This window comes from Streptomyces sp. NA04227 (assembly GCF_013364195.1).
In the GTDB taxonomy this organism is placed as follows: domain Bacteria; phylum Actinomycetota; class Actinomycetes; order Streptomycetales; family Streptomycetaceae; genus Streptomyces.
In genome coordinates this window covers 3,302,837-3,317,609 of the sequence record NZ_CP054918.1, presented here as the reverse complement: position 1 = coordinate 3,317,609, position 14,773 = coordinate 3,302,837, and the positions used below count along the sequence as shown (strand labels likewise).

The 14,773-nt window shown below is 72.1% G+C and carries 12 protein-coding genes; 8 read left to right on the top strand and 4 right to left on the bottom strand.

The features are described 5' to 3' along the window. Window positions 1-48: 48 nt before the first annotated feature. Both HUT18_RS14150 and HUT18_RS14145 read right to left on the bottom strand, forming a co-directional pair. Window positions 49-2,448, bottom strand: coding sequence for a SulP family inorganic anion transporter (locus HUT18_RS14150; protein ID WP_176100994.1), 2,400 nt, complete (start codon window positions 2,446-2,448; stop codon window positions 49-51). A 324-nt stretch (window positions 2,449-2,772) separates the two neighbouring features. Continuing rightward, a complete protein-coding gene (locus tag HUT18_RS14145) occupies window positions 2,773-3,768 on the bottom strand; it encodes an ATP-binding protein (protein WP_176100992.1) in 996 nt (331 codons plus the stop codon). A 94-nt stretch (window positions 3,769-3,862) separates the two neighbouring features. On the opposite strand from HUT18_RS14145, the gene HUT18_RS14140 reads away from it, so the two are divergent. Beyond that, window positions 3,863-4,675, top strand: coding sequence for a Fic family protein (locus HUT18_RS14140; RefSeq protein ID WP_176100990.1), 813 nt, complete (start codon window positions 3,863-3,865; stop codon window positions 4,673-4,675). Between the two features lie 386 nt (window positions 4,676-5,061). On the opposite strand, the gene HUT18_RS14135 is transcribed toward HUT18_RS14140, so the two are convergent. Next, window positions 5,062-5,895 carry an HAD family phosphatase gene (locus HUT18_RS14135; RefSeq protein ID WP_176100988.1) on the bottom strand — a complete coding sequence of 278 codons (834 nt, stop codon included), beginning with the start codon at window positions 5,893-5,895 and terminating at the stop codon, window positions 5,062-5,064. 563 nt (window positions 5,896-6,458) lie between these two features. On the opposite strand from HUT18_RS14135, the gene ssd reads away from it, so the two are divergent. From ssd to HUT18_RS14100, 7 genes are all read left to right on the top strand, one after another. Beyond that, on the top strand, window positions 6,459-7,580 hold the full coding sequence (gene ssd / locus HUT18_RS14130) for a septum site-determining protein Ssd (protein WP_176100986.1): 1,122 nt from the start codon (window positions 6,459-6,461) through the stop codon (window positions 7,578-7,580). Further along, window positions 7,577-8,737 (top strand): TadA family conjugal transfer-associated ATPase, encoded by a 1,161-nt coding sequence (locus HUT18_RS14125; protein WP_217710486.1) that lies wholly within the window; start codon window positions 7,577-7,579, stop codon window positions 8,735-8,737. Before ssd ends, HUT18_RS14125 begins: the two co-directional genes overlap by 4 nt. Before the next feature lie 128 nt (window positions 8,738-8,865). After that, window positions 8,866-9,618 carry a type II secretion system F family protein gene (locus tag HUT18_RS14120; protein ID WP_254879008.1) on the top strand — a complete coding sequence of 251 codons (753 nt, stop codon included), beginning with the start codon at window positions 8,866-8,868 and terminating at the stop codon, window positions 9,616-9,618. Window positions 9,619-10,051: 433 nt separating this feature from the next. Next, window positions 10,052-10,564 (top strand): type II secretion system F family protein, encoded by a 513-nt coding sequence (locus HUT18_RS34320; RefSeq protein WP_368661525.1) that lies wholly within the window; start codon window positions 10,052-10,054, stop codon window positions 10,562-10,564. A 287-nt stretch (window positions 10,565-10,851) separates the two neighbouring features. Next, window positions 10,852-11,013, top strand: a complete 162-nt coding sequence (locus HUT18_RS14110; RefSeq protein ID WP_254879007.1) for a DUF4244 domain-containing protein — start codon at window positions 10,852-10,854, stop codon at window positions 11,011-11,013. 112 nt (window positions 11,014-11,125) lie between these two features. Beyond that, a complete protein-coding gene (locus tag HUT18_RS34315) occupies window positions 11,126-11,647 on the top strand; it encodes a TadE family type IV pilus minor pilin (RefSeq protein WP_368661524.1) in 522 nt (173 codons plus the stop codon). A gap of 164 nt (window positions 11,648-11,811) precedes the next feature. After that, window positions 11,812-12,249 (top strand): Rv3654c family TadE-like protein, encoded by a 438-nt coding sequence (locus tag HUT18_RS14100; RefSeq protein WP_254878593.1) that lies wholly within the window; start codon window positions 11,812-11,814, stop codon window positions 12,247-12,249. 131 nt (window positions 12,250-12,380) lie between these two features. Here HUT18_RS14100 and HUT18_RS14095 read toward each other — a convergent pair whose 3' ends face one another. After that, on the bottom strand, window positions 12,381-14,750 hold the full coding sequence (locus HUT18_RS14095; RefSeq protein ID WP_176100983.1) for a DEAD/DEAH box helicase: 2,370 nt from the start codon (window positions 14,748-14,750) through the stop codon (window positions 12,381-12,383). Between the last annotated feature and the right edge of the window lie 23 nt (window positions 14,751-14,773).

Below are 14,773 nucleotides of genomic sequence, written 5' to 3'. Positions count from 1 at the left end.
GCGTGTTCGGGAACCGGCCGGGTGTCCCGGGCGGGTGCGTCGCCGCCCTCAGACGTTCACCTCCTTCAAGTCGCCAGGTGCCACGGGGTCGAAGAGGGGATCGCCGGGCCCCAGCAGATACGCCCGGGCCTCGCCCACGTGGAAGTACATGCCGCGCAGTTCGAGGGTGCCCGCGGCAACGCGCCGTGCCACCGATTCATGCCGACGGAGGTGCTCCAACTGCTGCACCACGTTGCTGAGGCTGAGCAGTTCCGCCCGGTCCGGCGGCTCGCTGCCCGCCAGCCGGGGCCGCGGCCCGTCCCCCTCCAGCCGCGAGAGACTGGGCCGCCCGTGCCGCAGCCACCGCGCCAGGGGTGAACCCGGCGTCAGGGGCGGCGAGTTGAGCAGTGCCTTCATGGCCCCGCAACCGGAGTGGCCGCAGACCGTCACCGACCGCACGTCCAGGACGTCCATGGCGTAGTCGATCGCGGCGGCCACCGAGGTGTCCTGTTCCTCTGCGCCCGGCGGCGGCACGAGATTGCCGACGTTGCGGACCACGAACAGGTCGCCCGGCCCGCTCGACGTGATCTTCGAGGTCGCCAGTCGGGAGTCCGCGCAGGTCAGGAAGAGCTGCGTCGGACGCTGCCCCTCGCGTGCGAGCCGCGCCGGCTCGGCCTTCACCTGCGGCGCTCCATCCCTGCGGAAGGTGCTGATCCCGTCGGCCAGTTGGTGACCGGAGCCGGAGCGGGAGCGGGGTCCGGATCCGGATCCGAAGCTCAGCCCGGAGCCCGTGGCCGGAGCTGCTCCTGCCGTCTCGTGGGACCCCGCGCCCGTGCCCGTACGGTCGCAGTGGTGGTTGCGCCACGGAGTCCACGGGCGGCAGCACGCCTGGGCCGCGCCCGCGGGTTCGGCGATGCGCCCGCCCGCCCGAGCCGTGATCTCGACGGCGCCGCCCTGCGTCCGGTGCGCGTTCTGCCAGTCCTGCAGGGCCTCGTACGCGGCGTGGTCCATGAACGAACCGTCGAGCTCGACCACGGCGCGCGCCCCGCGCGGAACGAGGTGCAACGTACGGCTCAGTCTCGGCACCGCCAGAAAGGTCAACTGCCCCCGGGCGCGCACATGATGGACACCGGCCGTGTCCTCCTCGTGGGTAATGCGGGTGCGCCCGACCCGGTGCAGCGCCACCGCGACCGACGTGGCGACCCCCAGCCCGACGCCCTCCAGTACCCCGAGCAGGATCACCCCGGCCGCCGTCACCGCGTACACCGCGGCCTCGCGGTGCCGGGTGACCGTACGGATGTGGTTGATGCTCACCATCTGCACGCCGACCGCCATGACCAGCGCGGCGAGCGCGGCCAGCGGAATGAGGTCGAGTACGGGCACCAGTACCAGCGCGGCGAGGACGATCCAGATGCCGTGCAGCATCGTGGAGTCGCGACTCACGGCGCCCGCCCGCACATTGGCCGAACTGCGTACCGCGACACCGGTCACCGGCAGCCCGCCCAGTGCCCCCGAGACGACATTGGCCATGCCTTGTCCGCGCAGCTCGCGGTCCAGGTCGGCTCGCGGCACATGGACGCGGGGTTCCTGGCGGGCGGCGGCCAATTTGTCCACGGCGACGGCGGAGAGCAGGGACTCCACGCTGGCGACCAGCGTGATGGTGAGCACCGCCGCGAGTACACCGAGCACCGGGCCCTCGGGCAGCCCCGGCAGTGCGTGACTCGACCAGGAGGGCAGGTCGACGCGTGACAGCCGGAGCCCGCTGAGCGCGGCGACGGTGGTGGCCACCGCAACCGCGGCGAGCGGGGCCGGAATCATCCGCCGCGCGGCGCGCCCCCACCGGCCGGGCAGCCGGGGCCAGGCCACCAGCACCGCCAGGGTGAGCACACTCACCGAGAGGGCGGCCGGGTGCGGCGCGGCCAACTGCCCGCCCAGCGCGGCGAGGTTGTCGACCACCGAGCTCTCCGGGGTCCCGCCGAGCACGATGTGGAGCTGGGCCACGGCGATGGTGATGCCGATGCCCGCCAGCATTCCGTGCACGATCGCCGGGCTGACCGCGAGGGCGGACCGGGCCACCCGCAGGAAGCCGAGCGCGATCTGCGCGGCCCCGGCCAGGACGGTGATGGCGCAGGTGGCCCGCCATCCGTAGTGCTGGATGAGCTCGGCGGTCACCACTGTCAGCCCCGCCGCGGGGCCACTGACCTGGAGCGGCGATCCGCCCATGCGCCCGGCGACGATCCCGCCGACGGCCGCCGCGACCAGTCCCGCCTGCAACGGCGCACCGGTGGCCAGGGCGATACCGAGCGACAGCGGCAGGGCGATCAGGAAGACGGCCACCGAAGCGGACACATCGGCGCCCTGGATCCGGAACCGGCCCCGCCGGGGCGGCGGGCTGTGCGTCTCGCGGCCGCGCGCAGCGGCGTAACCGGGTGGAGGGGTTTCGGGCAGGGGCCGGATGTCGGAGTTCATGTGTCCCGTCTCTTCTTTGGGCTCGGCGCGGTCGCGTGATTCCTCAAAGGCCCCGTGAATTCGCCTTGGCGGCGGGGGCTGCGCGGCCGTGAGGCCGGCGTGCAGTGGCGGGATTACTCAACAATCAGTAAATGGATCGTAATGCAGAGTAATGAAAAGCTCGAACATTCGCGGCATTCGGGGTGCTTCTTCACCCGGAAGCGTGATTGAGGCGCACTCCGCGAAGCGCGCGCCCTCACCTGACGGGCGGTCGCCCGGGACGTGCCCGTCCCGTGCGAGGCGCGGGGCCTGTGTGCATGCAGGCCCCGCGCGTGCGGTGCCGACTCAGCCCGGCAGTGGTACGGCCTCGGGCTGCTCGCACAGAACGAAGCCTGGGTCGACCTGTGCGGCCAGGTCGGTCCCGGTGCGCTCGTTGGCCCAGCTCTGTGCGTTCTTCAGATGGAAGTGCACCATCTGCTGCGTGTAACGCGCCCAGTCACGGGCCTCGTACGTCTCGTCCACGGCGCCGTGGAGTGTCTCCAGGGCGCGCTGGTTGTGCTCCTCCAGGAGAGAGAATCGCGGCGGGCGGCCCTTCTCCATGGCGCGCACCCAGTCCGACTGACCCGCCGTCACCAGCAGGTCGTCCCCGACCTCCGCGCGCAGGAAGTCGATGTCGTCCTGCCCCTGCACCTTGTTGCCGACGACCTTGAGGGTGACGCCGAAGTCCCGGGCGTACTCCTTGTACTGGCGGTACACGGAAACACCCTTGCGGGTGGGTTCGGCGACCAGGAAGGTCATGTCGAATCGCGTGAACATGCCCGAGGCGAAGGAGTCCGAACCCGCCGTCATGTCGACGACCACGTACTCCCCGCGGCCGTCCACGAGGTGGTTGAGGAAGAGCTCCACGGCGCCGGTCTTGGAGTGGTAGCAGGCGACGCCGAGGTCGGACTCGGTGAACGGCCCCGTGACCATCAAACGCACGGCCCCGCCGTCGAGTTCCACGCCGCGCGTACACGACTCGTACACCGGGTTGTCCCCGGTGACCCGCAGCAGACGCGAGCCCTCGCCCGGAGGTGTCGTCTTGATCATCGTCTCGGTGGAGGCGATGCGCGGGTTGGAGCCCCGCAGATATTCCTTGATCATCGGCAGCCGCGCGCCCATCGCGGGCAGTGCCGCGGCCTCGCCCTCGTCGAGTCCGAGGGCGGCGCCGAGGTGCTGGTTGATGTCGGCGTCGACGGCGAGAACGGGTGCGCCGGAGGCGGCGAGATGACGGATGAAGAGCGAGGACAGCGTGGTCTTTCCGCTGCCGCCCTTCCCCACGAAAGCGATCTTCATGTTCATCAACATAGTGGGGTGCGAGGCCTGTCCCGCGCACGGGCGTGAACAAGACCACTCCAACGCGGGGCTGAGCGGCGCGTTGCGTAATGTCGTCCTCATGAGGACCACAGACCCGCTCGCCCCGCTCGGCTCGCTGCCGGGAGTCGCCGATTCCGTGGCCGCCGTGCGCACGGCGGTCGACCGGGTGTACGGCCACCGGATCATGCGGCGCCGCAGCAATGAGATCACCTCGGAGGCGGCACTGCGCGGCGCCCGCGGTTCGGCCGCGCTCTCGGGGGCCGACTGGGCACTGGAAGAAGTGCGCAGGCGCACCGACTTCAGCGCGGACGCCGAGGCGCGCACGCTGGGTGCCGCGCTCCGACTGACCGCCGAGGCCGGGCAGTTGCTGTCGATCTGGCGGCAGTCCCCGCTGCGGGTGCTCGCCCGGCTGCACCTGGTCGCGGCCGCGGAGCAGTCCGACGCGGTGGGCCGTCCCCGGCGGCACGGTGAGCCCGTCGACGAACCGCTGGTCGACCTGCCGCTGCCCGATGCCGACGAGGTGTCGGGACGCCTGGACGGCCTGGCCGAACTGATCATCGACGGCAGCGAGGCGCCTGCCCTGGTCACCGCCGCCGTGGTGCACGGCGAACTGATGGCGCTGCGCCCCTTCACCTCGCACAACGGCCTTGTGGCACGGGCCGCGGAGCGCATCGTGCTCGTCGGCAGCGGACTCGATCCCAAGTCCGTCGCGCCCGCCGAGGTGGGCCACGCGGAACTCGGCGTCGATGCCTACAACAAGGCGCTCGAAGGTTATGTCTCCGGTACGGGCGAGGGTATGGGTGCCTGGATCGCGCACTGCGGACAGGCCGTGGGCCTCGGTGCGCGGGAGTCCACCGCGGTGTGTGAGGCACTGCAGCGCGGCGCGGCCTGAACCGAGGGGCGCGCACGGCGCGGATGCCCGCGCCCGGAGCGCGTCCGGCGTGCAAAATGCTGCGGCGGTACGAGAGTTCGTACCGCCGCTGGCATGTTGGCCGGGTTACCAAGCGTCCTCGAAGTAGTGCCCATCAGGCCGGGTTGCTTTGCCCTCACCTGGTGCGGCTGGCCCGTAATCGACGGGTCGACGTCGCGTGGGTGCCCGGATTTCATGCGCGGTCCGTGGGGCCTCGGTTGCGTGTTGAGGTGATCCTCTCGGATGTCCCTGGTCTCGCGGGCCGTTGACTCCTTTGTACTCCGGCTGCGGAGCAAGCGGAAGCCGGGGCCGCACTTCTTTACTTTTGGGTTCAAAGAAGGGTGAAGCGGTCACCTGTCCGGCACCTGTCAGGCCGTGGGGCGCCGCCGGTTCGCGAACCAGACGATGCCCGCGGTCGCGGCCGCCGCGCCGACCGCCGCGGCCGCCACCAGAGCAGGCCGGGGCGGCACCGGAATCCGCTGCTTGAGGCGAACCGGCCGGTGGAAGTCGAGGATCGGCCACTCCCTGGCCAGGGCCTCGCGGCGCAGTGCGCGATCGGGATTGACCGCGTGCGGGTGGCCCACCGCCTCGAGCAGCGGCAGGTCCGTCGCCGAGTCGCTGTAGGCGTAGCTGCGGTCGAGGTCGTAACCCTCGGATTCGGCGAGTTCGCGGACCGCCTCCGCCTTGGTCGGTCCGTAGGCGTAGTACTCGACCTCACCCGTGAAGCACCCGTCCTCGCCCACCACCATGCGGGTCGCGACCACGCGGTCCGCGCCCAGCAACTCACCGATGGGTTCCACGACTTCGGCCCCCGAGGTGGAGACGATCACGACGTCCCGGCCCGCCGTGTGGTGCTCCTCGATGAGGGAGGCGGCCTCTTCGTAGATGATCGGGTCGATGAGGTCGTGCAGGGTCTCGGCGACGATCTCCTTCACCTGCTGCACGTTCCAGCCGCGGCACAGGCCCGAGAGGTACTCGCGCATGCGCTCCATCTGGTCGTGGTCCGCGCCGCCGACGAGGAACACGAACTGGGTGTACGCGGTACGCAGTGCCGCTCTGCGATTGATCAGCCCTCCCTGGTAGAAGGACTTGCTGAACGTGAGCGTGCTCGACTTCGCAATGACCGTCTTGTCCAGGTCAAAGAAGGCCGCTGTCCGGGGCAAGGAGTGGTTTTCCACATGCCGAGCATATGCGCCCGCCATTCGGCGTACCGTGGGGCGCGTGGGTTTGCCTGAGAAGGGCCTCGGGTACACCATGAAAGTCACGGATCGTTCGCGACCGTGCTAACCCGGTCCGGCTCCTCCCCCCCCGAGCCGGCCGTGGAGACGACCCCCGCTCTCCCCCCCGGCGGGGGTCGTCGCATGTCCGGAGGGGTTTCTTCCGGATCATCCCGTAGCGGAGTGCGCTCGGGGACTTCAGTGCGCCGGTCGAGCGCCGTTCGCGCCCCCGCCAAGATCCGTGACCGTCCGTAACCGGCCGTCGGCCCAGGGAAACGGTCGCGCGCGTCGCCGGGACGGGTGAAAGCGATATTCGCTCCCGTCGAGTTATCCACAGGTTTTTACCAAGATCCACAAGATTTCCCGGATGCCTGCACCGTGATTCCCGCGCCTCCTGCTCGTGAAGTTCATGAGCGGTTCGGTTTGTGGAAGCACGTGCGTCCGACCTGATTCGGCACGAGCTGGAAACCGCCCGCTCCCGCTTCGCGGCCCAGGAGCCGCGGGCTCGACGGGGAGCCCGCGCAGGCGCGGCGAAAGGGCGGACAGACATGACGGGAACCATCACGCGCGCACCTGGGCCGACGGCGGAACGAGGGCCGGACGGACCACTGATCGTCACCGAGGACACGGCACTCCTCGACGACCTGCTGCGCCTGTGCGCGGCGGCCGGCGCGAGGCGGCCACAGGTCCACCACGGTGTGCCCAGGGCCCGCGGCACCTGGGAAGCGGCGCCCCTCGTACTCGTCGGAGACGACGCGGCGGGACGGGTCCGCACGGCCGGCCGCAGAGCGGGCGTGCTCCTCGTCGGCCGGGACCAGGACGACGCCGGAGTGTGGCGGCGCGGCGTCGAGATCGGCGCGGACCATGTACTGGTGCTGCCGGGCGACGAGCAGTGGCTGGTGGACCGGATCGCGGACGCCGCCGAGGGCGCCGGGCCACCGGCCTTCACCGTCGGCGTCATCGGCGGCCGAGGTGGTGCCGGGGCCTCCACCCTGGCCTGCGCTCTCGCGCTCACCTCGGCACGCGCGGGCAACCGCACTCTGCTCGTCGACGCCGACCCACTGGGTGGCGGACTCGACGTACTCCTCGGCGGCGAACGGGCGTCGGGGCTGCGCTGGCCCGCCTTCGCCGAGTCCCGCGGCCGGGTGGGCGGCAGCGCCCTGGAGGAGTCCCTGCCGAAGCTGCACTCCCTGCGGGTGCTGAGCTGGGACCGCGGCGAGACCGTCAGCGTCTCGCCCGAGGCGGTACGGGCCGTGCTCGCCGCGGCACGCAGGCGCGGCGGTGTGGTCGTCGCCGATCTGCCGCGCCGGGTGGACGAGAGCGCGGGCGAGGTCCTCGCCCAACTCGACCTCGGCCTCGTCGTCGTCCCCGCCGAACTGCGCGCGGTGGCCGCCGCCCAGCGCCTCGCCGGTGCCGCCGGACTGCTGCTGCGCGACCTGCGGGTCGTGATCGCGCCGCCGGGCCGGTCCGGTACGGGCGTGGGCGGGCTCGCGGCCGAAGAGGTCGCACGACTTCTTGGTCTGCCTCTCGCGGGTGAACTCCCGGTCGAGTCGGGGCTGTTGGCGGCGCAGGAGGACGGCATCCCGCCGGGCGGCAACGCGCGCGGACCACTTGCCCGGTTCTGCGCCCGCTTCTGGGCACAGGTGCCGGTCGCGGGAGGTGCCACATGAGCGCCGTCGTCGGGGCCCGGATGCTCGACGGCGTACGCCAATGGCTGGCCGAGAACGGCTCCGAGCCCACGCCAGCCCGCGTCGCCGAGGCCCTGCGCGCCCAGGGCCGGATCCTCGGTGACACCGAAGTCCTCGGAACCACCGACCGGTTACGTTCCGAACTGGTCGGCAGCGGCCCGCTGGATCCGCTGCTCGCCGACCCCGCGGTGACCGACGTGCTCGTCTCCGCCCCGGACCGGGTCTGGGTCGACCGCGGCACGGGCCTCGAACTCACCCGGGTCGCCTTCCCCGACGCCGCGAGCGTGCGCCGACTCGCGCAGCGCCTCGCAGCCGTCGCCGGACGACGACTGGACGACGCCCGGCCCTGGGTGGACGCACGACTGCCCGACGGCACGCGGCTGCACGCGGTCCTGCCGCCGGTCGCCGTGGGCTGCACCTGCCTGGCCCTGAGGGTGGTGCGGCCACGGGCCTTCACGCTCGCCGAGCTCACCGCGGCGGGCACCGTCCCGCCCGGCGGCGAGCGGATCCTGCGGGCCCTCATCGAGGCGCGGCTGTCCTACGTCATCAGCGGCGGCACCGGCTCCGGCAAAACCACCCTCCTCGCCGCCCTGCTCGGACTGGTCGGACCCGGCGAACGCATCGTCCTCGCCGAGGACTCGGCGGAACTCAAACCGGACCACCCCCATGTGGTGCGGCTGGAGGCCCGCCCGGCCAACCAGGAGGGCGCCGGGCTCGTGACGCTCGAGGACCTGGTGCGGCAGGCACTGCGCATGCGACCGGACCGGCTGGTGGTCGGCGAGGTTCGCGGGCCCGAGGTGGTGCACCTGCTCGCGGCGCTCAACACCGGCCACGAGGGCGGGTGCGGCACCGTGCACGCGAACGCCGCGGCGGACGTCCCCGCCCGCCTAGAGGCCCTCGGCACGGCCGCGGGACTCGACCGTGCAGCCGTCCACAGCCAACTCGCCGCGGCCCTCTCGGTCGTGATCCATCTCGTACGAGACCGCTCCGGACGGCGCCGCCTGGCCGAGGTGCATGTGCTGCGGCGTGATGTGGCCGGACTCGTCGAAACCGTTCCGGCGCTGCGCTGGGGCGCCGAAGCCTTCGTGTTCGAGCGGGGCTGGCCCCACCTCGAAGCGCTCCTCGCGAAGGGGCGGTGAGCACGGTGTGGGAGGCGTGGGGCGCGGTGTGGAGAGCGTGCGGCGCCGTCTGTCTCGGCGCTCTCTGTACGGGGGGTGCGGCCTGGCTGGTCACCGATCCGGCCCAAGGTGTGCGCCGTTTGCGGCAGTTGCTCGGCGGCGACGGTGAACGGTCGGCGCGGCGCGCGCTCGGTCTGGCGGCCAAGCGGGTCCGGATACGCGCGGGGCCCGAGTGGTGGTGCCTCGCCGCCGCAGCGGGAGTCGCGCTGCTCGGCCGGTCTTTGCTGCCGCTGGCCCTCGGCGGACTGGCCGTGCCCGTGGTCCGCAGGGCGATCCGGGCGGCCGCCGCGCGCGGGGAGCGTGACCGGCGGGCGGATGCCGTCATCGCCCTGTGCGGGCTCTTCGCCGGTGAGGTGCGGGCCGGACGGCAGCCCCCCGGGGCGCTGCTCGTGGCGGCACGCGAGTCCGGCGGCCTCGGCGAGGCACGGGCGGCGGTGTGCGCGGCGGCGCGGTTCGGTGGGGACGTGCCCGGTGCCCTGCGCGCGGCGGCGCGTGAACCTGGCGCGGGAGGGCTGATGGGACTCGCCGCTTGCTGGAACGTCGCCGTGGACCGGGGCGCCGGTTTGGCCGCCGGTGTGCATCGGCTGGAGGAGGCCTTGCGCGCCGAACGCGGTCAACACGCCGATCTACGGGCCCAGTTGGCGGGTGCGCGGTCCACGGCAGCACTGCTCGCCGGGCTGCCGGTGATGGGGCTCGCCCTCGGTACGGCACTGGGCGGGCACCCGCTGCGGATTCTCCTGCACACCCCCGCGGGCTTGGGCTGCCTCGCGGTGGGCCTTGCCCTGGAGTGCGCGGGCCTGTGGTGGGCGCTGCGGATCGTACGAGCGGCGGAAGAGCAGTGAACACACCGGCCGAACCGAACTAGCCGATCGACGTGGCCCACCCGAGACGAACCGAACGAACTGAAGCGACCCGAACGAACTGAAGCGACCGAACGAACCGCGGCAACCGAACGACGTGAACGACGAGATGCACGAACTGAACGACCCGAACGAACTGAACAGACAAGTTATCCACAGCTTGGGAGTGGTCCTGTGCGCAATGACGGCAGTGTGGTGGATGGTGGAGACAGCGCGGACGGCACGGAGCCGGAAGCGCGGAATTCGACGCCTGACAAGGCTGGTGGGCGTCGGCCCCGTGCCGGGTCACCGGCAGCGGGAGGAGCCCCGGAACAGCAGGATCCGGGACCGCGTACGCCGTTGGATTCCGGTGTGCGGCGCGGTGTGTGCCTGCTGTGCGGTACTCGGCGCCCCGTGGGGGGTGCTCGCGGCCCCGGTGGCTGGCTACGCGTGCTGGAAATGGGTGCGCAGACCCCGGCCGGTACCGGACTTCGACACCGCCCGGGCAGCGCGCGAACTGCCCCTGGCCGCCGACCTGTTGGCGGCCTGTATCGCCGCCGGAGCCGACCCGGTCGAGGCGGCGCGGGCGGTCGGGATGTCCTTGGACGGCCCGGTGGGCGCCCGACTCGTCTCCGGCGCGGCGGAGTTGCGCCTGGGCGGCCGACAGGACCGGGCGTGGCAGCGGCTGGCCGCCCTGCCCGGCGCGGCCCCGCTGGCCCGCCTGCTGGAGCGCGCGTCGGAGTCGGGTGCGCCTGCTGCGGAACCTGTCGCCTGTCTGGCGAGGGAAGCCCGGGCTGAGTGGGGCAGAGCCGCGACCGCGCGCGCCCGCCGCGCGGCCGTCCTCGTGACCGCACCCGTGGGGCTCTGTTTCCTCCCCGCCTTCCTCGCGATCGGCGTACTGCCCGTCGTGATCGGTCTGGCGGGAGGGCTGATGAGAGGAGGTGGCTGATGAGAGGGGGAGGCGTATGAGCCGGCGGCTGTAGCGGGTGCAACAGCACAGCGGGCGTGGGCATATGACGGCGCGCGGGGCGGAGACCGCCACCGGGATGGCCGAGGGACGGCATCACGGCACGGCACCCGAGCCGCGACGCGGCAATCGAACAACGAGTGAGTTTCTACGGCGAGTTCTTCTTCGAGGACCAGGAGGTTCGAATGACACAGGCAGTTCAGGCGGTTCAGGCAGTTCAGATGGTGCGGGCAGTTCAGGTGACGCGGGCACGGGCGCTCATCGTGCGGATGCGCACATTCGGCAGGGACGCGGGGATGGTCACGTCCGAGTACGCGATGGGGATCGTCGCCGCGGTCGGATTCGCCGGATTGCTGTTCAAGGTGATCACCAGCGGCCAGACGCGCGAGGCACTTCAAGGCATCGTCGAGAAGGCGCTCAGTGGCGGGTGAGAGCCGCGGCAGCGGCAGCTCCGCCGGGCCGGTTGCCGACGGCGCGGGCAGGGACAGGGGCGGCGCAGGCGGCAGGCGTAGGGACCGGGGCTTCGTTACGGCGGAGGCCGCTGTGGCGCTGCCGGTCCTCGCGGTGTTCGCGATGGGCCTGATGTGGGCGCTCCTCACCGCGGCGGCACAGATCCAGTGCGTGGACGCGGCCCGGGTGGGCGCCCGCGCAGCCGCCCGTCAGGAGCCACCGGACGCCGTGGTCGCGGCAGTGAAGAAGGCGGCGCCGGGAGGGGCCCGGGTCGAAGTCCGCCGGGAGGGAGGTCTGGTGAAGGTCAGGGTCGTCGCCGACTCGCCGGGCCCCGGGCCGCTCTCGGTCGGCCTGGAGCACGAGGCAGCGGCCCTGGCGGAGGAGACCGTGGGCCGGGAGCCCGCAGGAGGGGCTGAGGAAGGGGCTGAGGACAGGACAGCGGACGGGACAGAGGACGGCACGGAGGGCAGGGCCAAAGAGGCCGAGGGCGACGGCACAGGAAGCGAGGGAAGCAGTGTCGACAGTTCAAAGGGCTCAAGAGGCTCGGGCGGCTCAACTGGCTCGGGTGGCTCAAGCGGCTCAAGCCACCCAAACAGCAGAGGAGGTGCCGCATGACGCGCACACCGGCAACCGATGACCGATCGCCCGGGGAAAGAGACCGCGACCGGCCGCAGGCGCCGAGCTCGAGCTCGTGCCGCTCACGAGCTCGGCCCCGAGCCAAGGCAGGCCGTGAAACGGGGTGTGGCACAGGGCCTGAAAGACGTTGCCACGCGCAGCAGTTGGCGCGAGGGCCGTGCAGAGACCTGGGCTCCGCGACGGTGTGGGTGGTGGCTGCCCTCGCCTCCTTGTGTGTCGTGTGCGGTGCGTTCCTGTGGATGGGGCAGGCCGTTCTGTCCCGCCACCGGGCCGCCGGGGCCGCCGACTTGGCGGCGCTGGCCGCGGCCGACCACGCGGGGGAGGGGCGGAAGGCCGCCTGCGAGCGGGCGGCGAGGGTGGCCGGAGCCCAAGGCGCACGCCTCGTCCGGTGCGCGATCGCGGGGGAAGTTTCGGACGTGAGTGTCGCGGCGGGGATGCGACCGTTCGTCGCCGAGGTCCGGGCCCGCGCGGGCCCTGCGGGTGGGCCGGACCTCTCCCCGGCGCCCGGTCACGACTCCCCGCCATCAACTCCAGACCGCCCTGGCGAAAGGACACATACAGGAATACACATCTCCCGGTAGGGCACCTGCCGAAGGCACCCACCGGGAGGGCACCCACCGGAAGGAGACCTACCGGAAGGAGACCTGACGAAGAGACGAAGATCCCTTACGCCCCCTGAGGAACCGCCTCAGCCGCCCCTGAGGAACAGCCCTCAGCCCCCCGCCCCCGCGAGCAGCACACGCAGGAGCCGCACCGCACCCGCCTTGTGCAGTGGTTCGTTGCCGTTGCCGCACTTGGGCGACTGGATGCACGACGGGCAGCCCGCTTCGCATTCGCAGGAGGTGATGGCCTCCCGGGTCGCGGTGAGCCACTCCTGGGCGGTGTGGAAGGCGCGCTCGGCGAAGCCGGCGCCGCCGGGGTGGCCGTCGTACACGAAGACCGTGGGGAGCAGGGTGTCGGGGTGCAGGGGTACCGAGACGCCGCCGATGTCCCAGCGGTCGCAGGTGGCGAAGATCGGGAGCATGCCGATCGAGGCGTGTTCGGCGGCGTGCAGGGCGCCGCCGAGGAGCTCGGGAGGGACCCGGGCCGCGTCGACCTGGTCCTCGGTGACGGTCCACCAGACGGCGCGGGTACGCAGGGTGCGGGGTGGCAGATCGAGTTTGGTCTCGCCGAGCACCTCGCCGGTGAGCAGGCGGCGACGTAGGAAGGAGACGACCTGGTTGGTCACCTCGACCGAGCCGAAGCACAGCCGGGCCTCGCCCCAGGGAACCTCGGTCTCGGTCTCCAGTACGGCGATGGACGTCGTGTCGCGGGCGACCGTGGAGTACGGCGGGCTGGCCTCCTCGACGAGGGCGACCGAGTCCTCCAGATCCAGGTTCCGCACCAGGTAGGTACGGCCCTGGTGCAGATGGACGGCGCCCTCGTGCACCGTGCCGTGGGCGGCCGAGGCGTCCACGGTGCCGAGCAGGCGGCCGGTGCCCTCCTCGACCACCTGGACGGGCCTGCCGCCCTCGCCACGTATGTCGGTGAGGTCGGCGGCGCGTTCGCGGCGGGTCCAGTGCCAGGACTTGGTGCGGCGTCGCAGCAGTTGGGCGGACTCCAGCTGGGGCAGCAGACCGGGGGCCGTCGGGCCGAAGAGTTCCAAGTCCTCCTCGGTCAGCGGGAGTTCGGCGGCCGCGGCGCACAGGTGGGGGGCGAGGACGTAGGGGTTGTCCGGGTCGAGCACCGTGGACTCCACGGGCCGCTGGAACAGGGCTTCGGGGTGGTGCACGAGATAGGTGTCCAGCGGGTCGTCGCGGGCCACCAGAACGGCGAGGGCGCCCTGTCCCGAGCGCCCGGCGCGTCCGGCCTGCTGCCAGAGCGAGGCGCGGGTGCCCGGATATCCGGCGATGAGGACGGCGTCGAGTCCGCTGACATCGACGCCGAGTTCGAGGGCGGTGGTGGCGGCGAGACCGAGCAACTCGCCCGAGTGCAGGGCCTTTTCGAGGGCGCGCCGTTCCTCGGGGAGGTAGCCGCCGCGGTAGGCCGCCACGCGCCGGGGCAGCGTGCGGTCCACCTCGGCGAGGCGTTCCTGGGCGATGACCGAGATCAACTCGGCGCCGCGCCGGGACCGTACGAAGGCGACCGTACGGACGCCCTGCACGGTGAGGTCGGTGAGCAGGTCCGCGGTCTCGGCGGTGGCGGTGCGGCGCACGGGTGCGCCCTTCTCGCCGCGCAGTTCGGTGAGCGGGGGTTCCCACAGGGCGAAGACGAGTTCGCCGCGCGGCGAGGCGTCGTCGGCGACCTCGCGCACCGGAACACCGGTGAGGCGGCCCGCGGCCGTGGCGGGCTCGGCGGCGGTGGCGGAGGCGAGCAGGAAGACGGGTTCGGAGCCGTAGCGGGCGCACAATCGGCGCAGGCGGCGCAGGACTTGGGCGACGTGGGAGCCGAACACGCCGCGGTAGGTGTGACATTCGTCGATGACGACATAGCGCAGCGCGCGCAGGAAGGAGGACCAGCGGGGGTGCGAGGGCAGGATCCCGCGGTGGAGCATGTCCGGGTTGGTGAGGACGTAGTTCGCGTACTGGCGCACCCACTCGCGTTCCTCGATGGGGGTGTCGCCGTCGTACACGGCGGGGCGCACCGAGCGGCCCAGCGGCCCGGCGAGTTCCTTCACGGCCCGGCACTGGTCGGCTGCCAGGGCCTTGGTGGGCGCCAGGTACAGGGCGGTGGTGCCACGGCCGTTGGGCGCTTCGGAGCCGTCGAGGAGCGTACTGAGCACCGGTACGAGGTAGGCGAGCGACTTGCCGGAGGCGGTGCCGGTGGCCACGACCACCGAGGCGCCGTCCAGCGCGTGCTCCGCCGCCTCGGCCTGATGGGCCCACGGATGTTCGATACCGGCCTTCTGGACCGCCGCCACGATCTCTGGCCGGATCCGGTCCGGCCAGATGGCATGGCGACCCGCACGCGGGGGCAGGTGCTCCGTATGGGTGATGCGCGAAGCCCGGCTCGGGCCCGGGGCAAGGCTGTCCAGTACTGCCTTCGGGGCGAGCCGTTTCGGAGTGTCGGCCCGGCCTGTCCGGGCGCGATGATTCTCGGCCATCGGGACCGAGTGTGTCACCGACG